This window comes from Blautia sp. AM23-13AC (assembly GCF_003435675.1).
Classification (GTDB): Bacteria; Bacillota; Clostridia; order Lachnospirales; family Lachnospiraceae; genus Fusicatenibacter; species Fusicatenibacter saccharivorans.
In genome coordinates this window covers 1-26,807 of the sequence record NZ_QTUL01000018.1, presented here as the reverse complement: position 1 = coordinate 26,807, position 26,807 = coordinate 1, and the positions used below count along the sequence as shown (strand labels likewise).

The 26,807-nt window shown below is 45.9% G+C and carries 32 protein-coding genes and 1 pseudogene; 31 read left to right on the top strand and 2 right to left on the bottom strand.

Annotation, left to right across the window (positions count from 1 at the left end; genetic code table 11):
* Window positions 1-56: 56 nt before the first annotated feature.
* From DW642_RS14670 to DW642_RS14650, 5 genes and pseudogenes are all read left to right on the top strand, one after another.
* Window positions 57-245, top strand: a complete 189-nt coding sequence (locus DW642_RS14670; protein ID WP_117510779.1) for a helix-turn-helix domain-containing protein — start codon at window positions 57-59, stop codon at window positions 243-245.
* Complete coding sequence (locus tag DW642_RS14665) at window positions 238-924, top strand: response regulator transcription factor (RefSeq protein WP_117510777.1); 687 nt, start codon at window positions 238-240, stop codon at window positions 922-924. The genes DW642_RS14670 and DW642_RS14665 overlap by 8 nt, the downstream gene beginning before the upstream one ends.
* An 8-nt stretch (window positions 925-932) precedes the next feature.
* Complete coding sequence (locus tag DW642_RS14660; RefSeq protein WP_117510775.1) at window positions 933-1,970, top strand: sensor histidine kinase; 1,038 nt, start codon at window positions 933-935, stop codon at window positions 1,968-1,970.
* A gap of 112 nt (window positions 1,971-2,082) precedes the next feature.
* Window positions 2,083-2,580, top strand: a pseudogene (locus DW642_RS14655) (ABC transporter ATP-binding protein); the annotation flags it as partial.
* Window positions 2,581-2,852: 272 nt separating this feature from the next.
* Window positions 2,853-3,167 (top strand): hypothetical protein, encoded by a 315-nt coding sequence (locus DW642_RS14650; protein WP_117510771.1) that lies wholly within the window; start codon window positions 2,853-2,855, stop codon window positions 3,165-3,167.
* A gap of 134 nt (window positions 3,168-3,301) precedes the next feature.
* On the opposite strand, the gene DW642_RS14645 is transcribed toward DW642_RS14650, so the two are convergent.
* Together DW642_RS14645 and DW642_RS14640 are read right to left on the bottom strand one after the other, a co-directional pair.
* A complete protein-coding gene (locus DW642_RS14645; RefSeq protein ID WP_114002301.1) occupies window positions 3,302-3,559 on the bottom strand; it encodes a helix-turn-helix domain-containing protein in 258 nt (85 codons plus the stop codon).
* Between the two features lie 213 nt (window positions 3,560-3,772).
* Window positions 3,773-4,009, bottom strand: a complete 237-nt coding sequence (locus tag DW642_RS14640) for a helix-turn-helix domain-containing protein (RefSeq protein ID WP_004840642.1) — start codon at window positions 4,007-4,009, stop codon at window positions 3,773-3,775.
* A 202-nt stretch (window positions 4,010-4,211) separates the two neighbouring features.
* On the opposite strand from DW642_RS14640, the gene DW642_RS14635 reads away from it, so the two are divergent.
* The 26 genes from DW642_RS14635 to DW642_RS14510 form a co-directional block, all read left to right on the top strand.
* Entirely contained in the window at window positions 4,212-4,529 is a 318-nt protein-coding gene (locus DW642_RS14635) for a hypothetical protein (RefSeq protein ID WP_242991202.1), read from the top strand.
* Between the two features lie 59 nt (window positions 4,530-4,588).
* Window positions 4,589-4,906 carry a DUF5720 family protein gene (locus DW642_RS14630; RefSeq protein WP_117510767.1) on the top strand — a complete coding sequence of 106 codons (318 nt, stop codon included), beginning with the start codon at window positions 4,589-4,591 and terminating at the stop codon, window positions 4,904-4,906.
* A gap of 111 nt (window positions 4,907-5,017) precedes the next feature.
* Entirely contained in the window at window positions 5,018-5,926 is a 909-nt protein-coding gene (locus tag DW642_RS14625) for a ParM/StbA family protein (protein WP_117510765.1), read from the top strand.
* A complete protein-coding gene (locus tag DW642_RS14620; protein ID WP_117510763.1) occupies window positions 5,923-6,198 on the top strand; it encodes a hypothetical protein in 276 nt (91 codons plus the stop codon). Before DW642_RS14625 ends, DW642_RS14620 begins: the two co-directional genes overlap by 4 nt.
* A gap of 155 nt (window positions 6,199-6,353) precedes the next feature.
* The gene (locus tag DW642_RS14615) at window positions 6,354-6,914 is read left to right on the top strand and encodes a hypothetical protein (RefSeq protein WP_117510761.1); all 561 of its coding nucleotides are present in this window, start codon (window positions 6,354-6,356) and stop codon (window positions 6,912-6,914) included.
* Between the two features lie 79 nt (window positions 6,915-6,993).
* Window positions 6,994-8,271, top strand: coding sequence for a DNA (cytosine-5-)-methyltransferase (gene dcm / locus DW642_RS14610; protein WP_117510815.1), 1,278 nt, complete (start codon window positions 6,994-6,996; stop codon window positions 8,269-8,271).
* Between the two features lie 6 nt (window positions 8,272-8,277).
* Window positions 8,278-9,237, top strand: coding sequence for an amidoligase family protein (locus tag DW642_RS14605; protein WP_117510759.1), 960 nt, complete (start codon window positions 8,278-8,280; stop codon window positions 9,235-9,237).
* Between the two features lie 9 nt (window positions 9,238-9,246).
* Window positions 9,247-9,744 carry a gamma-glutamylcyclotransferase family protein gene (locus DW642_RS14600; RefSeq protein ID WP_117510757.1) on the top strand — a complete coding sequence of 166 codons (498 nt, stop codon included), beginning with the start codon at window positions 9,247-9,249 and terminating at the stop codon, window positions 9,742-9,744.
* A 53-nt stretch (window positions 9,745-9,797) separates the two neighbouring features.
* Window positions 9,798-14,186 carry a SpaA isopeptide-forming pilin-related protein gene (locus tag DW642_RS14595; RefSeq protein ID WP_117510755.1) on the top strand — a complete coding sequence of 1,463 codons (4,389 nt, stop codon included), beginning with the start codon at window positions 9,798-9,800 and terminating at the stop codon, window positions 14,184-14,186.
* Entirely contained in the window at window positions 14,164-14,946 is a 783-nt protein-coding gene (locus tag DW642_RS14590; protein WP_182397030.1) for a class B sortase, read from the top strand. Before DW642_RS14595 ends, DW642_RS14590 begins: the two co-directional genes overlap by 23 nt.
* Before the next feature lie 563 nt (window positions 14,947-15,509).
* Window positions 15,510-15,707, top strand: coding sequence for a hypothetical protein (locus DW642_RS16345; RefSeq protein WP_117510753.1), 198 nt, complete (start codon window positions 15,510-15,512; stop codon window positions 15,705-15,707).
* Between the two features lie 19 nt (window positions 15,708-15,726).
* On the top strand, window positions 15,727-15,927 hold the full coding sequence (locus DW642_RS14580) for a UPF0175 family protein (RefSeq protein WP_009245978.1): 201 nt from the start codon (window positions 15,727-15,729) through the stop codon (window positions 15,925-15,927).
* Between the two features lie 270 nt (window positions 15,928-16,197).
* Entirely contained in the window at window positions 16,198-16,719 is a 522-nt protein-coding gene (locus tag DW642_RS14575) for a type II toxin-antitoxin system PemK/MazF family toxin (RefSeq protein ID WP_004840611.1), read from the top strand.
* Window positions 16,720-17,023: 304 nt separating this feature from the next.
* Complete coding sequence (gene metK, locus DW642_RS14570) at window positions 17,024-18,184, top strand: methionine adenosyltransferase (protein WP_117510751.1); 1,161 nt, start codon at window positions 17,024-17,026, stop codon at window positions 18,182-18,184.
* Window positions 18,184-19,155: a DUF3991 and TOPRIM domain-containing protein gene (locus DW642_RS14565; RefSeq protein ID WP_117510749.1), complete on the top strand. Its 972-nt coding sequence runs from the start codon at window positions 18,184-18,186 to the stop codon at window positions 19,153-19,155. Before metK ends, DW642_RS14565 begins: the two co-directional genes overlap by 1 nt.
* 5 nt (window positions 19,156-19,160) lie before the next feature.
* Window positions 19,161-19,958 (top strand): hypothetical protein, encoded by a 798-nt coding sequence (locus DW642_RS14560; RefSeq protein ID WP_117510747.1) that lies wholly within the window; start codon window positions 19,161-19,163, stop codon window positions 19,956-19,958.
* 91 nt (window positions 19,959-20,049) lie between these two features.
* Entirely contained in the window at window positions 20,050-20,859 is an 810-nt protein-coding gene (locus tag DW642_RS14555) for a DNA-methyltransferase (protein ID WP_330410156.1), read from the top strand.
* Window positions 20,860-20,940: 81 nt separating this feature from the next.
* Window positions 20,941-21,267, top strand: coding sequence for a DUF7768 domain-containing protein (locus tag DW642_RS14550; RefSeq protein WP_117510743.1), 327 nt, complete (start codon window positions 20,941-20,943; stop codon window positions 21,265-21,267).
* Between the two features lie 126 nt (window positions 21,268-21,393).
* A complete protein-coding gene (locus DW642_RS14545; RefSeq protein WP_117510741.1) occupies window positions 21,394-21,771 on the top strand; it encodes a DUF3789 domain-containing protein in 378 nt (125 codons plus the stop codon).
* Window positions 21,772-21,779: 8 nt separating this feature from the next.
* Entirely contained in the window at window positions 21,780-22,088 is a 309-nt protein-coding gene (locus DW642_RS14540) for a plasmid mobilization protein (protein WP_009243227.1), read from the top strand.
* A complete protein-coding gene (locus DW642_RS14535; RefSeq protein ID WP_117510739.1) occupies window positions 22,089-23,363 on the top strand; it encodes a relaxase/mobilization nuclease domain-containing protein in 1,275 nt (424 codons plus the stop codon).
* 14 nt (window positions 23,364-23,377) lie between these two features.
* Entirely contained in the window at window positions 23,378-24,181 is an 804-nt protein-coding gene (locus DW642_RS14530) for a PcfB family protein (RefSeq protein WP_117510737.1), read from the top strand.
* Window positions 24,182-24,185: 4 nt separating this feature from the next.
* Window positions 24,186-25,136 (top strand): ArdC-like ssDNA-binding domain-containing protein, encoded by a 951-nt coding sequence (locus tag DW642_RS14525; protein WP_117510735.1) that lies wholly within the window; start codon window positions 24,186-24,188, stop codon window positions 25,134-25,136.
* Between the two features lie 86 nt (window positions 25,137-25,222).
* The gene (locus tag DW642_RS14520) at window positions 25,223-25,534 is read left to right on the top strand and encodes a hypothetical protein (protein WP_117510733.1); all 312 of its coding nucleotides are present in this window, start codon (window positions 25,223-25,225) and stop codon (window positions 25,532-25,534) included.
* Window positions 25,535-25,552: 18 nt separating this feature from the next.
* Entirely contained in the window at window positions 25,553-25,831 is a 279-nt protein-coding gene (locus tag DW642_RS14515) for a DUF4314 domain-containing protein (protein WP_117510731.1), read from the top strand.
* A 23-nt stretch (window positions 25,832-25,854) separates the two neighbouring features.
* Window positions 25,855-26,807 (top strand): type IV secretory system conjugative DNA transfer family protein (locus DW642_RS14510; protein WP_147326131.1); only part of this gene is annotated, 953 nt, incomplete at its 3' end.

Here is a 26,807-nt window from a genome sequence, read left to right as displayed (position 1 = left end):
GGCAAACTTGTATTGTTCGAGACGGAGAACTATAATGTATTCTATGGAGGTGCGAAATGGATTATATGACACTAAAAGAGGCCGCCGAAAAATGGGGCGTGACATCTCGTAGGGTAAATTATTATTGTGCCGGTGGGCGCGTCCCCGGTGCGGTGAAGATGGCTGGCGTTTGGCTGATTCCTAAAACTGCTGAGAAGCCGATTGACGGTCGGACAAAACTAGGAAAGGAGCAAAAACATGAGTAACATATTACTTCTTGAAGACGATTTGAGTTTAATCAATGGGCTTTCTTTTGCGTTGAAAAAACAGGGATTTGAATTAGCTGTTGCCAGAACTCTCAAAGAAGCAGACAGTTTGTGGATAGATGGAAAATATGATTTGCTGATACTCGATGTATCACTGCCGGATGGCACCGGATTTGAATTTTGCAAAAAAGTGAGACAAGTTTCCAAAGTCCCTATCATTTTTTTGACAGCGGCAGATGAAGAAGTGGACATTATCATGGGATTGGACATTGGTGGTGATGACTATATCACAAAGCCGTTCAAGCTAGGAGTGTTGGTATCCAGAGTAAATGCACTGCTTCGTCGGGCAAAAGATTTCAGTTCCACGGATACCTGGCTGGAATCCAACGGAATGAAAGTGCTTTTGCTGCAAGGGCAGGCATTTAAGAATGGAGAGCTATTGGATCTGACTGCCGCAGAATATAAGCTGCTGTGTCTGTTTATGCGAAACCCGAACATGGTACTGACGAAAGCACAAATCTTAGATAAGCTGTGGGATTGTGATGGAAATTATATTGACAGCAGCACCCTTACGGTTTATATGCGTCGGCTGCGTATGAAGATCGAGGATAATCCAAGCGAACCGCAAATGCTCCTGACAGTTCGGGGCATGGGCTACAAATGGAATGTGATCAAGTGAGGTGGCCTATGAAAATATTTGCAAACAAAGAAATAAAAAAATTATTTCTTTCCGTATCCGTTATTTGGGTAGTCTCCCTTCTGCTGATACAAGGTTTTTTATGGTTGCGCTATCAGCAGTTTTCGCTGTTTTTATTGCTTGTTTCCGTATTGGCTGGAACATCCATATTGGCAGTATGCTGTTCTTATTTCAGAAAACAAAATCAGATTATGGAGCAGGCAGTATCGCAGATCAATGCGTATCTTGATGGGAATCGTAATGCCCGTATTGAATGTGATTACGAGGGCGAATTATATCGGCTATTCCATTCTGTCAATTCTCTAGCGGCTGTCTTAAACGCTCATGCAGATAATGAACTGCGGGAAAAGGAATTTTTGAAAAATACGATTTCAGATATTTCCCATCAACTGAAAACACCGCTAGCAGCACTCAATATTTATAACGGACTGCTTCAAGACGAGGATATAGAAGTGTCCTCCGTAAAAGAATTTGCGGATTTGTCTGAGCAGGAACTTGACCGTATCGAAACACTGGTACAAAGTCTGCTCAAGATTACAAGATTGGATGCCGGAGCCATTGTCTTGGAAAAGACCGCAGAAAATGTGGCAGATATGATGCGGGATATTGAACTGCATTTTGCATATAGAGCCAGACAGGAAAAGAAAGAAATCATTCTGTCTGGCTCGGATCATCTTTCTCTTTTTTGTGATCGTGATTGGTTGAATGAGGCAATCGACAATATTGTGAAAAATGCGTTTGACCATACAGAAAGTGGTGCAACGATTCGTGTTGCGTGGAAGGAATTGCCGTCTGGTGTCCAAATTGTGATAAAGGATAATGGATGCGGCATCCACCCGGAGGATATACATCACATCTTTAAGCGGTTTTATCGCAGCCGTTTTTCCAAGGACAAGCAAGGGATTGGACTGGGCTTACCTCTGGCAAAGGCAATCGTTGAAGCACATAACGGCACCATTGAGGTTGACAGCGAATTAGGTATCGGGACAACTTTCACAATGAATTTTCTGATTCCTACAAAATTGTAGGCTGGCTGTAGGCTTACAGTCATATTCAGGTGCTATCCTTTCAAACATAGGCAGGACAAACAAAGACAGCTTGTCTATATCGCAAAATCATTCAGAAAGAGGTGTTTGCACTATGAACTTATTAGAAGTCAAAAATATCAGTAAGACCTATGGCAGCGGAGAAACCGCTGTCAAGGCATTAAAGAATGTCAGCTTTTCTGTTCCAAAGGGCGAGTATGTGGCAATCGTCGGGGAATCCGGTTCCGGTAAAAGTACGCTGCTGAACATGATCGGCGCGTTGGACACGCCGACTTCCGGCAAGGTGCTGATTGATGGCAAGGACATTTTTTCCATGAACGACCGAAAGTTGACCGTGTTCCGGCGCAGGAACATCGGCTTTATCTTTCAGGCATTCAACTTAATTCCAGAACTGACCGTTGAGCAGAATATCATTTTCCCGGTGCTGCTCGATTATCAGAAACCCGATAAGAAGTATCTGGAAGAACTGCTTACGGTTCTTAATCTGAAAGAACGGCGTAACCACTTGCCGAGCCAGTTGTCTGGCGGTCAACAGCAGCGCGTGGCAATCGGACGCGCCCTTATTACACGTCCGTCCTTAATTCTTGCCGACGTAAACTGAACCCCATGTGCTTACTGTACATAGCGTATATACAGTAGGATTGCATGACAATATAGGTACATGGTACACAAGTAATGAGAAAAAATGTGTATGCAGTAGGAAGAAAGTATTGATATCTGGTATGAGGAAAGACATCCTTGTAGCAGGTTTTTTATTGTCAATAATAGACAGGTTTACAAGTAATATTTTGTTGGTATGTGTGAATAGCTTTCTGTTGGAGGATAGGGTAGTGTTGTAGTCGAAAAGGAAAGGAGAAATGTAAAATGAGTAAAGAACTTACAACAGAACAGAAGATTATGCAGGCAACACAGTATGGGCTATTGATTTATGCAGGACAACGGAAAATCCATGATGAGGATGAACGATTAAAGTTGGAAAAGATTGCAAACGAAATAGGAGAGTATTGGGGACTGGAAGAACCTGTAGCAGGTTATCCGGAACTTTTTGAGGAAATTACACTCCAGGGGCTTTGCAGATATGCTAGCGAAATGCAATATACGCATGGAGAAACAGAGCGGGAACGAATTAAAGAAGTATTGGATTTGGCGTATGAGATGAAGAAGCATTGGTCTGAATAAAGGCAACCGAATTAGACAGGAATGGAGAAACCTCAAGGATTACTTTAGAACGTTAAGAAAGTGAAAGAACCATGGAATAATTTCAAAAGTTAAAAAGCAAATTAAAGAAAAGCCACAGCCTCATACAATGGAAGCTATGACTTTTCTTCTGTTCCCTCGATGAGATACTCATAGGAAACATTAAAAATTTCAGTAAGCGCTTTTAATTCTACATCTGTGACATAACGCTTATTGGTCTCAATTCTAGTAATCACATTTTTATCCATATCATACCCATTCAGCTGAAGCTGGTAGGCTAAGAGGCGCTGTGACATATTATGCTGGCGGCGGAGTTCAATGAGCCTTTGGCTGATCAGATTTTTCTCCCCGGTGGATGTTTTCGGTTTTGGCATATCTCTAATCCCTCCTGCAAATAGTGTTGACAGGTTTGTCTCACTTTTTGCACTTTTTCTATTGATTTTACACGGGATTAGGAATACAATCGGTTGTAAAAGTGAGACAAAAAATATACCAAAATAGAACGATTGGATTGGTTGGAGAAAAACGGAGAGAATAAGAAAGAGCGATATAACAAGAGAAATTTAAGAAGTGGTTGCTTTTCCGGTTTAGAGAAGCCCGGAAAAGAATGCGTTGATATCGGTGTGGAAGATTTTAGCAAGGGCAACAAGTTCCGATACCTTGATGTTCATACGGTTGGTTTCCAGCTTGGCATAAGTGCTTTTGGACATAGAAATCCCCATCAGGTTTAATTTTGCAATGACCTGATCCTGGGTAAGTTTATTCGCATAACGAATTGTCTGGATATTTTTACCGATATCCATATCTGGTCTGATTTTCTGCATGATAAGGTCCTTTCATTTCTTGAATATTTCGCAATAAAGAAACTTTATATTGATTTTACTGGTTTCACTTTTTATAATGTTTCGTAATAAGGAATTATTTACAAGAAGGGTGATGGGTATGCACCAAAGAGATATGGAGCGGTTTGCTTTCCTGTTTTTATGCGGAAAGCGTGACAGGGCAATCTTGCTGGGAAAGGAAAAAATGACGTTTTCAGATTTGGACAGGCTGACGTATGTTTCTGATTTTCTAGGATTGAAGCTGTATAACTTAGAAATCTGGAATGAATATGCAGGACAGTTCAGTGAACAGTTTCGGCAGTTGGAATTGCTGTATGATGAAACCTGCAGCATTGTGTCCTGGGATCCGACAGAAGCAGATGAGCATTTACATGATAAATGGCTTCAGGAGTTTTGTACTCAGGTAGCGGATCAGGAAATGCGGAAACAGCTGGAACAGATCATCAAACAACAGTATCAGGAAAAAGGGATGGTAGATCCCACGGAGACAGACATCGTGTAGGTGCCTGTCTTTTTTTCGCAGAAAATCAGGAAAGGCTTCGAAGGGAGGTGATAGGAAACGTGAGCATCAGTATTCATGAATTACTGGCAGTAGCCAGGGAATCGGAGGGTGTGAAGGCAGTTCAGGGTGATGACATGCTGTGTGAGAAACGGTTCGCACCAGACACCCGGTATATGGTGGAGTTTTTGCTGCTGGAGCAAAAGGAGCAGTTTGGAGAAAAGGGAGAGTATCATCGTTATTTTTTGACCAAGGAAGCATACCAAGAACTGATTAACCTGCAGAACAAGGGAGTCCTGCGCTTTCAAAGGCAGGCGCTTGTTTTAGAGGGAACACTACATTATCTTCCAGCCCAGGCATTTTTCCGGGACCGGGAGTAGGAAGTTTAACAGGCTGGAAAGAAAAGAACAGCTGCCGGAGCGCTCCGCCGGACGCAAGGACTCTTTCTCCGGAAGTGTTTTACAGAATGACAAAGAAGGGAGTGGTAGGCGATGATTATTGGAATCGACCACGGATATTATGCTATTAAAACAAAGCAGGTGTGTTTCCCGACAGGACTGATGCGGTACACCTATGAACCTTATACCATGCAGAATGTTCTCCAATACGGAGGCGCTTATTATGTGTGTGGGACTGGGCGGCAGACCTTAGTAAAGGACAAGACTGCCAATGACAATTATTATCTTTTGACGCTGGCTGCACTGGCACAGGAGATTCGGAAGCGAAAAGGAGAGAGAACTGCCAAGGTTATTCTTGCAGCCGGGCTTCCTCTTGCTGGGTTTGGAAGGGAAAAACAGAAATTCAAGGAATATCTGTTTCGGAAAGAACAGCCCGTCCGCTTTTTCTACGAAGGGGAACATTATGAAATCCAGATTGAGGATGTGAAACTGTTTCCCCAGGGATATTCTGCCCTGGCACTGTATCCGGAATGCTTAAAAGATGAGCCTTCTGTGCTTCTTGTGGATATCGGAGGATGGACAGTGGACTTGATGCGTCTTGATAACGCTGTTCCCAATGCATCTACCTGCAGAAGTCTGGAACTGGGTGTCATTCGCTGCATGGATGAGATTCTGGAACAGGTGCGCAGAAACACCGGGTTGTCTGTAACAGAGACACAGGTTGAGCGCATCTTACAGGGAAAGCCCGGCAGCATGCCTGCGGAAGTGGTGTCTTTGATTGAGAAACAGGGCAGGATTTATGTTGAAAAAATACTGTCTGCGATTACCGAGGCAGGCTTTGATCTGCGGGCAGTTCCTTCCGTTTTCATGGGAGGCGGTGCTGCTATTTTTCAGCACCGTGTCAGCGAACAGGACCGCTTGTGCCGACCGATTTACCTAACAGACGTCCATGCCAACGCAGCCGGATATGAACGGATTGTGGGGCAGATGAGGACGCTGTGAGCCGCCCGGTTTTTTCCTTCCGCCCAAACCTTAAAAATCCGGAGCATGAAAAAGCGTGGCGAATTCTGATGGATGTTCCGGCAGGACAGAGGAACCAGTATCTGGTGGATGTGATTTTAGAAAAAGAAGAGCGGGAAACCTTGCGGAAACTGATTCAGGAGACTGTTCGGGAAGAACTAAAAAGTGGCGATATGGAACGAATACCAGCACGGGAAAAGGAAGAAATTCCCGGTCAGATGCTGGATTTTTTATTTCAGATGGAGCAGGAGTAAAGGGGGTGAGGCCTATGGACAAAGAAAGTATGGCATTGTTGGATCTGCTTGGGTTTTGCATGCATTTGACATGGATTCTTTAGTGGGTATTGTGAATAGCTTTCTTTCAAATTTTGGAGTATGTTGTGTATAACAAAACGAAAGGAGAAACGCAGATGGCAGAAATGAAGAACATATGCGGAAAGATCCCGGTGGAATTACATGAGAAAGTACGAGCCGAGATCGAAGAGAAGGACACGAGTACACAGATATTCATCCAGCAGGTGATTGAAGAACATTTTAACAGACTGGAAGGCAAAGGAGAAGAGAGCATGGAAAAAAGAACATTAGCAGTACAGGTCACAGAGGATTTATTCCAGAGAGTCAAATGGGCAGTCGCAAAAGAAGGCATCAAACAGAAAGATTTTCTCATCCGCATCATCGAAAAAGCGGTGGAAGAGGTAGAAGCCAAATGGAAAGAACTGGAACAGCCGGAAGAAACCCCAGAAGCAGACAGACTGGAAGAAGCAGAAGGACCTGCAGAAGAGACCAGTGAAGAAGAGATTGCCGAAGAGGGAATCGAAGGGATGGAAGCTGCGGAGGAAGAACCAGACGATGAGAGCTTCGAAGAATTCGCAGAACTGGAAGAGGAAGAACTAGATCCAGAACTTCCCGAAGATGCAGATGAGGAAGATGAACTGTCAGAATCCGAGGAAGAAACCGAAGAGATTGCATAATGCCAAATACATAGAACCTAAAAACCGACAGGCGGTGTGGGAAAGAAACCATGCCGCCTGTCTTTGTCAGCAAAGGAGGTTGATAGCCGCAACCATTCGATTTTTTGATTTATTCAGTGGAATTGGGGGATTCCGGGAAGGGTTAAGACGTGCAGGCGGTTTTACTTGTGTAGGGCACTGTGAGGTGGATGCTTATGCGGATAAGAACTACCGATTGCTGTTCGACACAGAAGGGGAGTGGTTTTGTAATGACGCAAGAACAATCGAAACAGACCGAATGCCAGACTTTGATCTTTTATGTGCAGGATTTCCTTGCCAGGCATTCTCTATCGCCGGAAAGCGGGAAGGATTTGCAGATGCCAGAGGAACTCTGTTCTTCGAGATTGCCAGACTGGTTGCAGACAAGCGACCTGCGTATTTCATCCTTGAAAATGTTCCCGGACTGCTTTCGCATGACAAAGGCAGGACGTTTCACACCATCCTCAGTATGCTATCTGAGCTGGGGTACGGTGTGGAATGGAAAGTGCTTAACAGCAAGGATTTTGGAGTCCCCCAATCCAGAAAGCGGGTGTATCTTGTCGGATATCTTGATCGAAGATGTGCCGGAAAAATATTACCTTTCCCAACAGCAAATGGAACGCCTCTTGTTCAAGTCCAGACGGGCAGACAGGGAGAAAGAGTCTACCATGCAGAAGGGTTAAGCTGTACCCTGACTTCCGGAGCGGGAGGCGTAGGTGGAAAAACCGGATTATATGAGGTTGGTGTTCCTATCAAAGAGAATACTAAGCAGGGTTATAAGATGGCGTATCCAGGAGACAGCATTGACTTAGGATATGCAGGACTGAACACCCGGAGAGGGCGTGTGGGGCATCAGATTGCCCATACCCTGACCACCGGAATCCAGCAGGGGACACTTCATTTTGTGGACCTGTCTCCGCCGCCTCTGGTGACAGAGCATTGCAGATGTCTGAATACCAGACAGTCCGGCATCCATAATCATCAAGGCGAATGTTCCGGTGTCTTAAAAGAGGAAGGTGCCAGAGCAGTGCTGACTCCGGGAAGAGAGGCAACAAGGCAGAATGGTCGGAGGATGAAGGAACCGGAAGAGCCGATGTTCACCATTACTGCCACAGACCGCCATGGAGTTGCTTATCGGGGAAGAATCCGGAAACTGGTGCCAAGGGAATGTCTGAGACTGCAGGGGTTTTATGATTGGCAGATTGATCTCATGGAACAGGACACTTCGGATAGCCAGCTTTATAAGCAGGCTGGGAATGGAGTAACGGTCAACGTAATCGAGGCCATTGGTAAACTTCTTCGTAAGGCAGATGAAGAAATACGTTTGGAAAAGGGGTAATACAGGATGGCAATCGGGATTCAGGACCAGTACTTTGGTACAGAGATTGAGATGACAGGTATTACAAGACAGAGGGCTGCAGAAGCAGTGGCAGAATTGTTTGGAACACGCGCAGTTTATGAAGGTGGATACTATAAAACATGGTCTGTGATGGACCGGGAAGGGAAAAAATGGAAGTTTATGTATGATGGCAGTATCTATACACAACGCAGGGAGCGTGGCCAGATGGTTCATGCCGGAAGTGAATATAGTACGGAGATGGTAAGCCCGAAACTTGAGTATTCTGAGATGGGAAAACTACAGGAAGTAGTCAGGTGTCTCAGACATCACCGGGCAAGAGTGAATGAATCCTGTGGGCAGCACGTTCACGTGGATGCCTCAAATCATACGGCGAGGAGCCTGAAAAATGCCATGACGATTATGTATTCGAAAGAGGATATTCTGTTTAAGGCATTGAAAGTGCAGACTTCCAGAGAAAGCAACTATTGTCAGAAAGTACGCCCTATTGTGTTGGAAAAAATCCGCAGGATGCCAAACAGCACCATTTCCATGGAAAAGCTGAAACAGATATGGTACGGAGGCAGGGATGGAAGTCATGATCATTATGACAGTACCCGATATTATGCCTTAAACCTGCATGCAGTATTTTCGAAGGGAACGCTGGAATGGCGGTGTTTTGAAAGCACCCTCCATGCAGGAAAGGTGCGGGCAAATATCACCCTGGCGCTTGCCATTTCCGCCCAGGCCATCAATCAGAAATGCACCCAGATGCGGAAAACAGAGATTACAGAAAATCCGGCATTTACCTTCCGTACCTTTTTATTGCGGCTGGGGCTCATTGGACCGGAATATAAAAATGTCCGGGAACATCTGCTTACCAATCTGGAAGGGAATCGGGCGTGGAGATATGACCGGAGCCAGTATGAATGTTTGAACAGAAATCATCGGGCAGAGGATGCCCGATAGGAGGTAGAGATGAAAGAAACGTATTATTTTGCTTATGGCAGTAACATGAACTTAGACCAGATGGCATACCGCTGTCCGGCAGCTTCTGTAGTAGAGCCTGTCTATTTGGAAGGGTATCGCCTGACCTTTTGTGGCAGGGGTAAGGGAAGCGGTGTTGCCACCATTCTGCCGGAAGAGGGAAGCCGGGTGGAAGGTGTACTTTGGAAGATTACACCGGAGTGTGAAAAGAGCCTGGACTTTTATGAAGGTTATCCCCATCTTTATGGGAAGGAGCCTGTTCTTGTTCAGGGCAAGGATGGCATGAAAAGGGAAGTCATGGCATATACCATGAATGCTCCGTATAAGGATCAACCAGCGATTCCTTCAGACCTCTATTTTATGGGGATTGTGGAAGGCTGCCATCAAAATGGGATTTCCAGCCGCTCTGTGACCGATGCGTTAAAACGTACAAGACAGGAAGTGGGCAGACAAAAAACCAGTCAAAAGAAAACAGAAGTAAGCAGATAACAAAGCCGCAGGGGAAAGCCTCTGCGGTATTTTTGACGAAAAAGGAGAATGCAATGAAGAGCAGAAATATCAAAACAAGACTTGCAGCCTTCGGGCTCGCATTGCTCATGGGCCTTAGTCCGCTTGGAAATTTGGCGGATGTCCATGCGGCAGAAAGTGAAATTTCACAGAATGCTGTGACAGAAAAAGAAAGTAAGACAGAATCGGAGCATCCGGTGTCGGAAATTTCTGAGCAGACAGTGACTGCAGAGAATATCACCAAAGATGTTTCCGACAAGGAATTTATGGCAGAGACCTGCATGGAAGGGATTCAGTATGATCCAGAAAAAGAGGATGTGACTTTGGAACGTATCGAAGCAGAGGATGGCAGTGCGTATCATCCAGACCAGGCAGGCACGTATATCGCAACGTATTGGGTTGTGCCAAAAGATGAGCGTGACAGCTACTCTATTACCCGTAAGATTATTCTGACCGATACGGAAGGGCAGGCCCATGCAGAAGAAAACGGTGGGCAGAAACAGAAAGAGGATACGAAATCCGAAGAAGATTCGGAGACGCCTGTGCAGGAGTTTCCGGATGTGGAAGTGACCGTATCCGGAGGGGATGCAGATGCACAGGCAGAAGCGAGAGAATTGGAAGAAAAAATTGAGGAAGGGGAAGTGATGATGCTTTCCGGCGCAGACAATACCTTTACTGCAAGGGAAACCGTACATCTGGAAAAAGGAGAGACCATCTACTATCCAAGTTATATTGGAAATTATCTGACCTGTTGGTTTACCGTAAATGGAAAGATTGCTTATTGTTTGGAATCCCATCGTGCGTCACCGCCAAGTGGGGATTATGTGGCACAGGTATTGGATAGCAATAAGAATCTGCAGAAAGTATTGTATTATGGCTATGGCGGTGCAGGAGATATCACGGAAAACTATCTTTCCGGAAAGACAAAGGAAGAGAAGTATGTGTATACCCATATCGCAGCCAGTTATGCCTATGCAGGGGAAGCCGGATTTACAGGTTGTGATTATAATGACCTTGTAAATGCCGGAGTGATTGCATACATTGATTATTTGTTTGCTATGGAGGAGCCGCCGAAAGGGGAGATTTCTCTTTCCGAGACATCGGTAAAAGCAGTCCGTGATGGAAATGTACAGAAAACACCGGATATCACACTGTCCGGAGACCATAGAAACTATATATCCGTGAGTGTTCCAAAAGACATTACAGTTTATAACAAGACTAAGGGAACTTCAGTAGAGAATGGAAGTTTGCAGATTTATGGTGGGGATACCTTTTATCTGACTGCACCGATGCTTTATACCGGAACCTATTCCTCCGGGGAACTGCACGGTTCTGTCGGAGAGACTTGGAGAACTTTGGTGTTATCTACCGGAAACAATAATCAGGATATCGGAGTGTTTGAATCGGAAAAGGCAAATCCGGTCAGCTTTACAGTCGACTGGCTGGAGATGACAAGAATTGAACTTCTCAAACAAGATGCAGATACTAAGAATCCACTGGATGGTGCGGTGTATGGCATTTATACAGACAGTAAGTGTGAACATCTGCTGATGGAAATGCCAGTTACCGGAGAAGATGGAAAGGCCGTCAGTGATTACTTCGAATCCGCTATCAAAACCGTGTATGTGAAGGAAATCAAAGCCCCGGACAAGTATGTGCAGAGCGATGTAATCCATAAGGTGGATGTAAAAGAAGGGAAAACTGTTCTTATCACAGCAGAGGATGACAGAGTAAAAGGGGCTGTCCATATTAAAAAGATTGATAAGGAGACACAAGCCTTTCTTCCACAGGGAGACAGTGCCCTTGCAGGAGCCGTGTATGGTTTGTATGCCAGAGAGGATATTGTACATCCAGACGGAAAAACAGGCGTGTTGTTCAAAAAAGACAGTCTCATTGCTCAGGGTGTGATTAAGGAAGATGGTACTTTGGACTTTTCCGAACTGAATCTGGGAAAGATGTATGTCAAAGAAATCACACCACCGGAAGGTTATACCGTGGATACTACGGAGTATGAGGTGAACCTCACTTATGAAGGACAGGAAGTAGCAGAGGTCACAAGAGACCTGACTGTGCAGGAGCAGGTAAAGAAACAGGCATTCCAGCTTATTAAAATTAGTGAGGATGGAGACCAGACGGAGACTGATCTTGTGGAAGGGGCAGGCTTTAAAGTGTATCTGGTAAGCAACCTTTCCAAAGTAAAGAGTGGGGAATTAAAACCATCCAATGGAAACCAGTTTACTGCAGAGGATTTCCGAGGATATGATTTCAGCAAAGAAGAGGTAGCAGTGACATATGTGGATGGAAAGGCAGTTCCAGTGCCGGAACTCATCACCGATAAAAAGGGGTATGCCATCAGCCCGGAGCTTCCGTACGGTCTTTATGTCGTAGAAGAAAGTACGGTGCCGGAAAACTTAAAAGCAGTGGATCCGTTCCTGGTACGGGTGGACGAGGACAGCAGAGAACCTATGGTATGGAGAATCTTTGATGACCGCCCGTTTGAATTTTTATTGAAGATTGTAAAAAAAGATGCCCAGACGGGAAATCCGGTATTAAAAGCAGGTGCATCTTATAAAATCTTTGATATGGAAAAAGGGGAATATGTAGAGCAGACGGTATATTATCCGAAGAAAGAGACCATCAGTGTTTTCAAGACGAATGAGGAAGGCTATCTGGTAACACCGGAAGAACTGAAATGTTCTACCTATCGGATTGAAGAAGTGAAAGCACCGGAAGGATTTGTAAGACAGGGGTATGAAATGTCCTTGTATGAAGGGGAAACTGTGATTTCTCCATTGGAAGTGACTGGAAAAGGAACTTACAAAGAGAATTCCAAAGAAGGAATTGTGATCACCGTTTCCTCGGATACTGCCCATCAGATCGATCCGGATACCGGAGCAGTCATTGTGGAAGTAGAGCAGCCAAACGATGAACAGGTGGGAAGCCTGACACTAACGAAAACCGGGGAACAGCCAGTAGAGGTGAAGGGAGATTCCCTGCTTGCAAAAGCCAAGAGACTGGCAGGAAAAATCAAAGATGCAGTGATCGGAGAGGATACCGATACAGGGGTGTTCCATGACTTTGTATATGAAGAATCCGGCGTGGAAGGGGCAACCTTTGAGCTGTATGCTAAGGACACCATTTATTCTCCAGATGGAGCAAAAGATGAACAGGGCAATCCGGTCATCCGCTATGAAAAAGATGATCTGGTAGCAACCCTTGTGACAGATACAGAAGGAAAAGCAGTGGTGAACAATCTTCCATTGGGTTCTTATTATCTGAAAGAAACCGTGGCAGGGGATCACTTTGTATTAAACCCGGAACAGAAGGAATTTACCCTGACTGCAAAGGATGATACTCAGGCTGTCGTTTATGAAGGCGTTGCCTATAAAAATGAAAGACAGAAAATTTCCATTTCTGTAGAGAAAAAAGATGCAGTCACAGAAGAGAAGCTGGAAGGCGTTATTTTTGGATTGTACGCAAAAGAAGATGTTCTGTCCCAGCAGGGTGAGGTTCTTGTAGAAAAGGATATGCTACTGGAGAAAAAAGCAACCGATGAGAACGGACAGCTTACTTTTGACAGCGACCTCTACCATGGGAAATATTATGTGAAAGAGGAAGTGAGAAAACCGGGTTATCTTCCAAATGAAGAAATCTGGGAGATCGATGCCTCTTACACAGACCAGAACCTTGCAGAAATCAAGCTGACAAAAGAGGTGAAAAACCAGCCGACTGAGAGTCAGTTTACGAAAACCGATGCTACAACCGGGGAAGAACTGGAAGGAGCCAAGCTGCAGATCATCGATAAAGAGGGCAACATTGTAGAAGAGTGGATCAGTACGAAAGAACCGCACGTGGTATATGGACTGCCAGAGGGAACTTATACGCTCCATGAAGAATTGCCGCCTTATGCAGAGGGGTATGTATCTGCGGAAGATATCGAGTTTGAAGTAAAGGAAGATGGCAGTGTGACCAAGGTGGAGATGAAGGATGCCTATTCCAAAGTGGAAATCTCCAAGACGGATATTACAACAGGCGAAGAACTGAAAGGAGCCAAGCTGCAGATCTTAAATAAAGAGGGTGAGATTCTGGAAGAGTGGGTAACGGACGGGAAACCTCATCTGGTAGAGAAACTTCCAGTAGGGGAAGAGCTGACTCTGCGTGAGATCACCGCACCGGAAGGTTATGAGATCGCAGAGGATGTGAAATTTACACTGGAAGATACCATGGAGATTCAGAACGTGGAGATGAAGGATGCAAGAACACCGGAAACACCGGGTGTACCGCAGACAGGCGATGACCAATGGAAACCAATCCTGCTGTTTGTACTTTTAGGAGTATCAGCGGCCGGACTCATGGCAACCATGATTTATAAGAAGAAACATGGAAAAGCAGAAAAAGCAGATGAAACGAAAAAAGAAGAATAAGCTGTGGATGCTGCAGGCAGTATTGTGTGCTGTCTGTATGCTCAGTGCGGCGCTGCTTTATTATGATTATGTGGCCGTTCCCCGGCAGAATCGGGAACTGGTGGAGGAGTTAAAAACCTGCTTCCCGGAGGATATTCCTCCGGGCGGGGGCTCTCCGGGACAGAAACCAGAACAGGCTGGAAGAGAACCGGAAGTGTCTGCCATTGACCTTCGATCCCTCCAGAGTAAGTATCCGAATGTTCGGGGCTGGCTTACGATCCCGGAGAGTGGCATCGATTATCCGGTACTGCAGAGCAATGTGGAAGATCCAGAGTATTATCTGCGGAGAGATTACCGGGGAAACTACGACATCAATGGAAGTTTATTCCTCCAGGCAGACTGTATTCTGGGAGAATCCGGGAATCTGACCATCTACGGTCACAACATGAACAGCGGTGCAATGTTCGGGAATCTGGATCAGTACGTTTCCTATGATTACTGGAAAGCACATCCCAAGGTGTTTTTTCAGACACAGGAAGGCATGGAAGAATACCAGATAGCGGCAGTCTTGAAAGCCGATGTGTCCATGTTTGACTTTCAGCAGGCATCTTTTCACAGTCCGCAGGGTGCGGAGGCTTATGTAGTGCAGGCGAAAGCGCTGGCGCTGTTTGAAACAGGGGTAGATGGTGCAGGTTGTGAGAAAACGCTGACGCTGGTAACCTGTTCTTATGAGTGGAAGGAAGCCCGGAATATCCTTGTAGCAGTAAAAGTAGGGACTTAAATGGGGAAAGTGTTCAAAGATAGGTACTTTCTTCTACTCTCTGGATATATCCTGCGGTGATCTGGAGCAATCTCCTGCGGGAAGTGTTCAAAACCACCCCAAAAGTGCAGAATGTGAGACGGGATGGAAGTCGGAAAGTGATGCTACGGAACAAAAAGTGTTCAAAGTTAAGGAACGTGCAACAAGTTGTGGCGGCTTGTGTAGTCTTGTAGTGTTGGAAGGGTGTTCAAAAGTGGGTGCTTTTCCAGCCCTTTGGTGGCTTTCTGGAACTGAAGTTGCCGGGAAGTGTTTGAAAGCACCCGAAAAGTGCAGAATGTGAGACAAGGTTGCATGAAAAAGACAGTACTATTATACAAAAAAGTGTTCGAGGATGTAGGATGCACAACGAAATGTGGCGTGATGTAGTGTCAGAAAGTGTTCGAAGACTGGGACTTTTGCAGCTATCTGGATGCATCTTCTATCTATCGGAAGAGTGTTTTCAAGAAGTATTTAAAAATAGAAAAACTCTGTTCAATTGTCTAAAAAAGCGTTACAATCATTTCATAAAGACAGGGAGGTGTTCCATGGATCAGAAAGAACAAACAAAGTGCATGGGTTCAGACGAAAAGCAGAAAATGAACGGTGCTATCAATGCCGATTTCATGACTGTGGAAGAGATTCATCAGAAGCTGGATGCAGGATATAAGGATATGGAAAACGGAAGAGTATGGGAGGCATCGGAAGTCTTTGCAGAATTTCGACAGCAGCATGAAACAAAATAAATGTGAAAGGGGGAAGAAGATGCAGGTTGTTATTGAGATACCCAAAGAAGTATTGTACGATACAAAGCAAACGATAGAACAAGCAACAGACTTTGCAAAAAGTGTAACTGCATTAGGATTTTATAAGCAATATGGGGTATCTGTGGAATTGTGTTCCCAGGTTGCTGGCATAACAGAGAAAGAATTTTTATCAGAAGTAAAACGTAGTTTTATAGGATAGCAAAAACCAGATGCGTAGAATGTGAAATACAAGGTCTTTTGTTCTTGACAAGTGTGTCAGAAGCGGTTACACTATGCCTAGTGATCGCACTACAGAAACTTGTGAAGCCTGTAGTCCGGAGAGACTCCTACGGGGGTCTTTTCGTTATTATAGGACAGATAAGAAATGGTTTTGGGTGGTGTAAGACTTATTGAAAAGCCTAAAAAGTAGTTGAAGATACACATTGGGTGAATTATAATGAATTTTATCATATATGAGTAGGTGATGCGAATGAATCAGGAAGCACAGGAATATTATAATATTGCCAGTTGGACAAAAGATAAAGTAAATTACAATCGGGTATCAAAATTTAATACGAATAAACATAGACAGGTTTTACATGGACAAATATGGTTTTGTGATTTGGGATATAACATAGGAACGGAGAAAAATAAAATGCGTCCGGTACTGGTGATGTCCAATAATAAAATCAATAATTCTGAAAAAGTGGTAGTTGTTTGTATTACCGATGCAAAAGGAAAAGTAAACGCAAGATGTTTGCCGATTCAGGATTCATGGTTTTTGTTATATTCTGATACAGAAGATGAAGAAAAGCAAGTGATTCCGGGAAGAACCATACCAGCGTCTATGCATACTTATGAATTTTTGGATAAAGACAGTATGATCCAGTGTGAGGAGATACGTGCAGTTAGTAAGGCAAGGCTGGATGCAAATCGAGGATGTATTGGTACTTTAACACCGGAAGATTTTAATCTTGTAAAAGGAAAATTCAAAAGAGCATACAACCTGTAAAATGTGACTGCTAAAAATTTGTTGACAAAGAGAAGGTAGTTGCATATAATAAAGAAGAACAGAGATACTATGATTAAGTCCCACGCTTGAGCAATCAAGATACAGTGGGTACTTTATAAATGTTTAAACGAAGCCGTAGGACCGTAAGGTATAGCTTCTGGAGGCTCCCCAGTTTATCTGGGGAGTTTTTCTTTGGAAAGATTTATGATAATAAAAAAATGAAAGTAATAAGAAAGCTGGCAGGATATGTTCCCGTGAAAAGGAAGGTATCCTGCCTTTTTTGCATGAAAGAGAGGAAATTCATATGAGAAAATTTTATACAGCAGAAGCAGTAACAGAAGGACATCCGGACAAATTGTGCGACCAGATTGCAGATGCAATTTTGGATGTGTGTCTGAAGAATGATGAAAATTCCAGAGTAGCCTGCGAAGTGCTTGCTACAAAAGGAAATATTATTGTGGCGGGAGAGATTACCAGTGCCTATGAACCGGATGTGTTTGCAGTCGTGCGAAAGGTACTGTCTGATATTGGGTATTCCAGTGAGGGGATTGCAATGGATACCTTTGTCCATCAGCAGAGTCCCGATATCGCAGGGGCAGTCGATACTTCAAAAGAACAAAGGGAAGGAGTGTCTGACAATCAAATGGACTGGTTCCAAGGGGCAGGGGATCAGGGTGTGATGATCGGATATGCCTGTGATGAAACGAAGCAGCTCATGCCCATGCCCGTAGTGCTGGCCAATCGGATTGTCCGGGAATTATCTGCTTGCAGACAAAGCTCTTATATTCAGGGAATTCTGCCCGATGGAAAAGCTCAGGTGACCGTAGAGTATGAAAACGGAAAGCCTGTTCGACTGGGCAGTGTGGTAGTGTCCTGTCAGCATACAGAGGACAAGAATCTGAAGAAACTGGAAGCAGAGATCCGAAAAAAGGTGCTTCTTCCGGCACTTCGTCTCCTTCCGCCAGATGAAGATACAAAAATTTTTATCAATCCATCAGGTCGTTTTGTCTGCGGAGGCATGGATGCGGATACAGGACTGACCGGAAGGAAGCTAATGGTAGATAGTTATGGCAGCATGGTTCCCCATGGCGGCGGAGCATTTTCTGGGAAAGACTGTTCAAAAGTAGACCGTTCGGCAGCGTATATGGCCAGATACATTGCCAAGAACATTGTCGCTGCGAGACTTGCCAGCAGATGTCAGGTGTCTTTGGCCTATGCCATTGGGGTTGCCCAGCCGGTGATGGTGCAGGTGGATACGTTTGGTACGGGGAAGGTGTGTGCCGATGACTGTCTGGAGCTGGCAATCCCGCTGGTGTTTGGGCTGACTCCGAAGCAGATTGTGGATAGCCTGCGCCTTACCCGTCCGATTTTCCGACAGACAGCAGCTTTCGGGCATTTCGGAAGAAAAGAGTTTCCGTGGGAGCGCACCGATAAGGTCGAGGCTCTTCGCAATGCGGTAATCTGATGGCTTGGGTTACCGAAGAAGAATATCAGGCAGCCAAGCAGGTGAGAGCTTATGAGTATCTGCAGACATACCAGCCGGGGAGATTGAAGAAAACAAGGACAAGAAACGAATGGCAGCTTCAGGACCATGACAGTTTTAAGATCAATGAGATCACAAGTAAATGGCATTGGAAATCCAGGGATATCGGTGGAATGTCTGCCCTTCGGTTTTTGATGCAGGTAGATGGCATGGGATATACGGAAGCCGTAAAAATCCTGTGTGAGCAGACGCCTGTGTATGTTCCCAGAGCAGAACCAGCGCCCAGGAAGAAGCTCTTTTCCCTGCCCCTGCCCAATGACAGCTTTTACCGGGTGCGGAGATATTTGAACCAAAGGGGAATTCGGGATGATGTTCTGGATTACTGTGTGCAGCTTGGAATCCTGTATGAGAGCGCCCCATATCATAACGCTGTTTTTGTTGGACTGGATGAACAGGAACATGCAAAGTATGCTTTCCTGCGAGGAATCAATGATAATCGGGGAAAGAGCTTTCGGATGGAACAGGAAAGCAGTGAAAAACAATATAGTTTTTGTGTTCCACCTTTAGGGAAAAGCTGCCGGGTGGCAGTATATGAAGCTTGCATTGACGCCCTTGCTCACATGACACTGGAAGATGGACGGACCGATAAGTACCGCCTGTCTCTGGGCGGGATTGCAGCACCAAAAGAAGGTGCGGAACAAGCAACGAAGAAGACGAAACGCCCGGAGGCATTGGAACATTTCCTAAAAGAGCATTCAGAGGTGACAGAGATTGAAATCTGCACCGATAATGATTTTGCCGGGCGATGGGCATGCGAGCAGTTAAAGGAGCAGTATGGGAAAAATTATACCGTGGTCTGTAACTTACCTCAGATAGAAGGAGCCGATTATGGAGATCTGGCAAAACAGGCATGGGAAAAACAGCAGAAACAGCGAAGGGAACGAGGGAGGTGAGACAAATGGAAGATACTTTAAAAATTGAATTATTGACACCACTGACAGGAACATTTCTTCCAAATGAGATGGAAGAAGATTGGGAAGGAGAGAAATATCATGAATTAGAAGAAGAACAGGTACTCTTTGATGGAGCAGATTTGATACCGTATGTTTCTGAAATTCAAGAGAAGATTGCGGAATATAGCCGTGTCGGACATGAGGATGATAAGACAGATAATCTGATGGATTATTTTGATGGAAGTGCTGCCATCAAAGAAAAAGTGTTATCCGCAGTTCCATCCGTGAAAGAAGCTGATGGAGTGTTATATGGCTGTACAATCTTAGAACTAAAGGAGTATCTGGAAACGGAAGAATTATCGGAACTGTGTGAATATCTTACCGGACAATATAGTGATGGATGGGGAGAAGGCTTTGAACAGCAGGAGATTCCGGTAGAGGGTGGTGAACTGTGTGTACACTTTTGGCGTCCAATGGATTTTGAATTTCAACAGGCCAAACCAGAAGTCTCAAAAGAAAAGTCGGAGAAACAAGAAAATCAGGCAAATGTTCCGAAACGCCCGAAGATGCAGCTCGTGGGACAGGATGGAAATGTGTTCTCTATTCTGGCAAGGGCAAATAAACTGCTTCAGGAAAATGGGCAGGAACCAGCAGCGAAGGAAATGATTGCACGTGTCCAAAAATCAGAGAACTATTATCAGGCGCTTCATATCATCAGTGAGTATGTAGAAACAGAACTGAGCAAAGATTTTCAGAAAGCCACCAAGACCCAAAAGAAATGTGGGAAGGAAGAATGCCGATGAAGTTATCTTTTGTCACATCAAAGGAGATGTGGGAAGAAAAGCAACAAAAAGTAAAAAACAGCCGGAGCGCTGATAAGAAAGGATGATGCCTATGGAAAATACCCTGCAGTTAGGGAACTTATTGAAAGAAGGAACATACCCGGAGGAATATACCGGAGGGAAAAACTGGACAATTTTACATGGAGATACGCTGAAACTGGTGAAAGCATTTCAGCCGGGAATCTTTGATGCAGTCATCACCGATCCGCCTTATGCGTCCGGGGGAACAAAACAGAATGAGCGAAATCGCACGACCAACCAGAAATACAGCAGTATGAAAGCGGAAAATGCCCTGCCGGATTTTGATGGGGATAATAAGGACCAGCGTTCCTGGACTCACTGGATGGCAGAATGGCTGTATGATGTGCGAAAAGCCTGCAAGACAGGCGCACCGATCTGCTTGTTTATTGACTGGAGACAGTATCCATCCATTACCGATGCCCTTCAGTGGGCAGGCTGGATCTGGAGAGGAACTGCAGTGTGGGATAAGGGAAACTCCCGACCTCAGAAGGGGCGCTTTCGCCAGCAGGCTGAGTATATTGTGTGGGGCAGTAATGGCCCGATGCCGATCAGCCGTCCGGTGTCCTGCCTTCCCGGTGTGTTCCGTTATGGAAATCCCCAGAATCGTATCCATGTAACAGAAAAGCCTCTGCAGCTTATGAAGGATGTAATTCAGATTTGTGAGCCGGGTGGTAGAATTTTAGACCCTTTCTCCGGAGCCGGGACAACCATCCTTGCGGCGGTGGAGGAAGGTTATGAGGCAGTAGGCATTGAAGTGACCGATGCTTATTATAAGCTGGGCAGTGACCGTGTGAAGTTTGCACTGGAAGCAAAAGAAAACGAAGAAGAAAAGGAAGAGTAACGAGGGCATCCACATGGATGTCCAAATTTATTTCTGAAGAAGAAAAGTGCATCCACGTGGATGCAGGAAAGGAGTGAGGCGATGGAACAGGCGATGGCCTATGTGTGTTGTTCTGCAGAAGAGAGCAGAGTGAAGGTGCAACGATATTGCCGGAAGATTTATGAGTTGGGATATGTGCCCATTTGTCCGAGGTTTGGATTTCTTCCTTTTTTGGATGAAGGGGAAGCCGAAGATTCGCAGGCATACAACCGGATGTCCCACTTAATCTTAAAGCGGTGCCGGATGGTGGTGGTCTGTGGAAAAGAGGTTACTGGAACAATGAATACCGATATCAGTACAGCAGACCGATTGCATATCATTTGCACCACATTAGATGGATTGATCAAGATTAAAGAAAAGGAATCATAATCGATTCTGCATGGGGGAGTCGATGGAAATCGATGGAACTGGTTTTGCAAGCATAGCGTTTGGATATCCAAACGCACTTTGGGGAGAACCCCAATCCCCCGGCAGTCGAGAAAGGAGAGAAGTGAAATGTTTTTTGCAGGAATGGCTCTTGGGATAGTGGCAGGCGCAGCCTTTGGCATTGGGATCATGTGCTGTGTAGTTGCCGGAAAGCAGGAGGATCAGCAGATGGAACAGATACGGGTTCGCAGACAGAAACAGGGAGAACCAAAACAGATCCAGTTCCGAGATATGGAAGGGAGAAAAAGGTTCTCCCTTTTGGATGGGGAAAGTCTTTGCATGATGGCAGAGGACGGAACGAAAGAGATTGGGATCTGCCGCTTTGTGGATGAAAAGCAGGTAGATGTGAATGGGCAGGTCTGGGAAATCGGGGAATTCCTTTGGCAGATGGAACGCAGAGGGATTCAGGTGTATCCCTTAGAGACAGCAGAAAAGAAGAAAAGGTAGGTGGTTGAATGAGAAAACGAAACCATGTAGTTCCTGTCCGTCTGAATGCGAAAGAACTTCGGCATTTGGACGGGCAGGTCGCAAAGAGTGGACTAAGCAGGGAGGAATTTTTACGATCTCTGATCTTAGGCGCACAGCTTCAGACAAAGCCCTGTGAGCATCACGCAGAACTTCTTCGAAAGATTGCGGGGCTTTGCAACAATGCCAACCAGCTTGCCCATGTTGCCAATGGAACAGGGATGGCAGGGGAAGCCAGCGTACAGGAAATGCTCCGGATTTCCAAAGAGACCTGGCGTCTGGTGAAAGAGGAATGGTAGATGGCATATACCAGCGTCCTCCCCGTCCACCGCCTGGAGCGTTCCATCGACTATGTGAAGGACCGGACGAAGACCACCAAGAGCGCCGGCTCTTTGGAAGAAGCCATTGATTATGCATTAAACCGGGAAAAAACAGAAGAGACCATTTTTGAGGATGCCATGGGGTGTACCTGTGAAAATGCCTATGCGGATATGGTAAAGACCAAAGAGCGCTTCCATAAGAAAGGCGGGGTACAGGGTTATCATTTGGTGCAGAGCTTTGCAAAAGGGGAAGTATCCCCCGAACTGGCACATCTGATTGGACAGGAGCTGGCAGAGCAGTTATTGAAAGGGCAGTTTGAAGTGGTAATCACCACCCATTTGAATACCAGTCATTACCATAATCATCTGGTATGGAATTCAGTGAGTATGGTGGATGGGAAGAAATACCATAGCAATGCCAAAAGTTATTTTACCGAAGTGCGCCGGATTTCGGATGACTTATGCAGGAAATACGGCCTTTCCGTGATCCAGACGAACCAGGGGAAAGCCATGCACTATGCCCAGTGGAAAGCAGAAGCAGAAGGGAAACCTACCTGGAGGACTGCCATCCGCATGGATATCCGGGATGCCATTGGCGTGAGCTTTTCCTGGAGTCAGTTTGTAAAAGAAATGGAGAAGCGGGGCTATACCTGGAAGCTGAACCGGAAGTATCCGGCATTAAAGACACCGGATATGGAGAGGTATGTCCGTCTGCGTTCCTTGGGAAAGGGCTATGGGGAGGCAGAAATCCGGGAGAAGATCCTGCGTCCAAAGATCCAACAGGTGTATGGAAACACACAGGTGCAGTCTCCAAAGAGGAAACTTACCGGACTTCAAAAGCTGTATTTTTCTTATCTGTATCGGATGGGAGTGCTTCAGCAGAAGCCGAAACGGATTTCTTATGCGGTCCGTTCCGATATCCGAAAACTGGATCTGCGCATCCGGCAGATGGAGTTTTTGCAAAAAGAAGGGATCACCACCAGGGAAGAGCTGGCAGCATACCGGAAACCTTTGGAGGAACAGGTACTTTCCTTGATGAAGGAGCGAAGAACGCTATACCGAAAAGAGCCGGGAAGTATGCGGATTCAGGAGATCAACGGGGAATTAAAAGAACTTCGGAAGAAGATCCGTTTAAGCCAGCAGATCGAAATCCAGTCGAAAGAGATGGAAGAGAGGTTAAAACGGGCAAAAGAACAGGAGCAGGTACAGGAATCGTCCGGGAAACAACGAAGGGAAGAAGAACGGAAGCGGTAAGGAGGTGAGAGCGTATGAACTATGGCGGTGATGCGGCAGATCAGATCGTCCGGTATTCCATGGAAGGCATGGAACACACGTTACGGATCAGCGGGAGCATTGCAAAGAATCTGGCGGTGCTGATCGTTGCAGTAATGAAGGACCAGAAAAAGACCAGGGGAAAGACCAACCTGCTTCGGATGTTAAAGGAACAGCGGGCAATGAAATTTTTCACCATTCCCCATGACAGGCTGCGGGAGTTTGCAGGGGAAGCCAAATCCAGGGGGCTTTTGTATGTGGTCATCCGGGATAAGAAGAATCCCCAGTTTTCCGAGATCATGGTGTTTGCCGATGATGCGGCAAAGGTGAACCGGGTGCTGGACAAGATGAATCTGGACTTTGTAAAATCCGAAGCCGGGGAAGCGGTTGTGGAACAAGCGCCAGTCCAGGAAGCAGAGCGTGTGATTGATGCAGAGTTTACCGAGAAAACCGAAGCAAAGGAAGAACTTCCGGTGAAGACCGAAAAGGTGGTGCTGCCGGAAGGGACCATTGAGTTTGAACTGGATGAAGAAGAGCATCTGTTTGATGTAGGGGAAGTCTCTCCTTCGGAGGGAAATTTTACCCAGGCGGAGAAGGCAGGGAATCTGTCCGGACCTTCCTCGCACAGCAGCGGTTCTTTTTCCGGGCAGGAAACTAGCTGGAAAGGGGAGAAACCATCTGTCCGGCAGGAATTAAAAAAGATTGAAACGGAACAGAAACAGCGGCAGAAGAAACAGCAGAGCCGGAGAAAACCGAGAAATCAGCAGAGAAAGAAACAGAAGAAAGTGAAAGGCAGGTAAGGCTATGGATTTAACGAACATGATCCCTGGTGGGGCAGGGGAAGAAAAAACTCCACAACAGCAGTTATCAAAAGAAGAATATGCAGCCATGAAAAAACAGCAGAGGGAAGAGGTGTGGGCAGAGGTAGATGCCCAGGCCCAGGCGGTGTTCCAAAACGGGGATTCTTTAAAGGGATTTTTAGATTTTATGGCGCAGTGCAATACGCAGAAAACACCTAATCTTCTGTTGATCTACGGACAGAATCCAGAGGCAACGGTGGTAAAATCCTATGATTACTGGAAAAAAGAACACCGTTCTCCGAAATCCGGGGTGCATGGCTACACCTATATGGTCAGTACGGAATATGAAAAAGATGGGGAGATGCGGACAGGCTATGCCATCGGTAAAGGATTTGACATCAGCCAGATGTCTGGGAAACCGCTGGAGGAACGTCCACAGCGTTCCATGGAAGAACTGATCCATGCAGTCTTAAAGGATCAGCCAGTGCGGATGCAGATTGCAGACAATCTGCCGGAGGGCATTCAGGCACAGTATATCCCGAAACAGCGTACCGTCTATGTGCGCAACGGAATGGATGAGAATACAACGTTCCATGCAGTGAACCGGGAACTGGCCTGTGCCGCCCTGGATCAGCATGATGGGAACTATGCAAGGAAGAAGGTGAATGCCCAGGCATACTGTGCCGCGTATGTGATCGGCAAGCGGTATGGGGCAGAGGTTTCCGGTTTCCAGTTTGGAAAAGTGGCAGAGATGCAGGCAAACGGACAGAAAGATCCTCAGGAATTAAGGGGGTTTTTGAATGATGTGCGTCAGGCAGCCTATACCATCCGCAACCATATGGAACGAAATTTCGGGGAACAGGAGCAGACCTTTTCCAAGGATGCGTTTTCCTTTGAGGAACCGCCAAAGCAGACACCGAAGAAGGAGAAAAAAGAGAAACAGCCGGAGCGATAGGTTCTTAAAAAAAGTTCCGCCGTTGGGATAGCTATTGGGAGATTCTTGTGGTATGTTGGGTGTAACAAAGACAGGAGGGAATGCGGATGGCAGATTACTATTTAAAAACGGATAACATCATGAAAAATATGTTTGTGGTGGCACTCAAAGATGAGCTGGCAGCTCAGAGCCAAAGGGGAACGGTTCACCCAGAGACAGAAGCCATGCTGCAGAAAGTCCGAGCCTATGAGCTTTCCGAGAAAAGGCTTCCCATCACCACAGAGGAACAGCGGGAACTTCGCAATGCCCTTAATCGGCTGCGGGACAAGTATCTGGCCATGGGTAGGTACAGTGATGGCATTGACAGCGTGATCTTAAAGGTCATGAAACCAAACACCAGCAGGCGCTTCTTCTGGTAACAGAAGGGAGGGATGTCTATGAGGATATATGATCAAAAACAAGTGGAACAATTACGAAAGCGGTATCCGAAAGGAACAAGGCTCTGCCTGGACTTTATGGACGAGCCGGGGATGTCGCCGGGATTACAGGGAACGGTAGCATTTATCGATGATGCCGGGCAGATTCACATGCATTGGGAGAATGGGCGAAGCCTTGCCCTGATCCCCGGAGAGGATTCTTTTCATAGGATAGACGGACCAGCAAACGAAGTGCCAAAGAGTGAAAAAGCGAAGAAGGAGAGAAGCCCGCAGAGGTAGCATGGAAACGTGCGGATCTTTGGGTGTGGCTGCTGTTTCTGCCCGTTGTCTGGTGGGCAGGCGCCATCACTGCCTGTGCCATAAAACCGGATACCAATCTGTTACAGATCTTACAAGTGCTGACCGAAAAACTGGATCAGCCTTTTTCTATTTCTTATACACCGTACACGCTGCGGTGTATGTTCACATTCACAATCGCCTATGTGTTAGGCATCGGTATTTATTATTCCCAGAAGAGAAACTATCGAAGAGGGGTGGAGCATGGCTCTGCCAAATGGGGTGATGCAGCTTCCATCTGCAAGCGTTACCGGGACAAGCGGTACACCCAGAATCTCATTTTAACCCAGAACTTCCGCATGGGATTGGACTGCTATAAGCACAAACGAAACTTAAATGTTTTGGTGGTGGGCGGTTCCGGTGCAGGAAAAAGCCGGGCATATGCTGTAGTCAACATTATGCAGTGTAACTGTTCCATGGTGATTACCGATCCCAAAGGAGAGCTTCTGCGGAAAACCGGAGGACTACTGGAGCGGGAAGGATATGAAGTGCGGGTGTTTGACCTCATCAATCCGGAAAACTCTTTTTGTTACAATCCCTTTGCTTATGTGCGGGATGACAAGGATGTGCTAAAACTCATCAACAACCTGATCCGAAACACCACGCCGAAAGGAGCGCAGAGTTCGGATCCGTTTTGGGAGAAAAGTGAGACTGCCTTGCTGCAGGCGCTCATGCTGTATCTTCTGCATGAAGCACCGCCGGAGGAACAGAACTTCTCCATGATCATGGAAATGTTAGGTTCTGCCCAGGTAAAAGAGGACGATGAGGAATACCAGTCTCCGCTGGATATCCTGTTTGAACGTTTGGAGATGCGAAATCCGGAAAGCATTGCAGTCAAGCAGTATGCGATTTACAAGCAGGCGGCAGGTGTTGTATGCTCTAAAAGACTTCTTAATCAAGCGGTTGGGAAGTCTCTTAG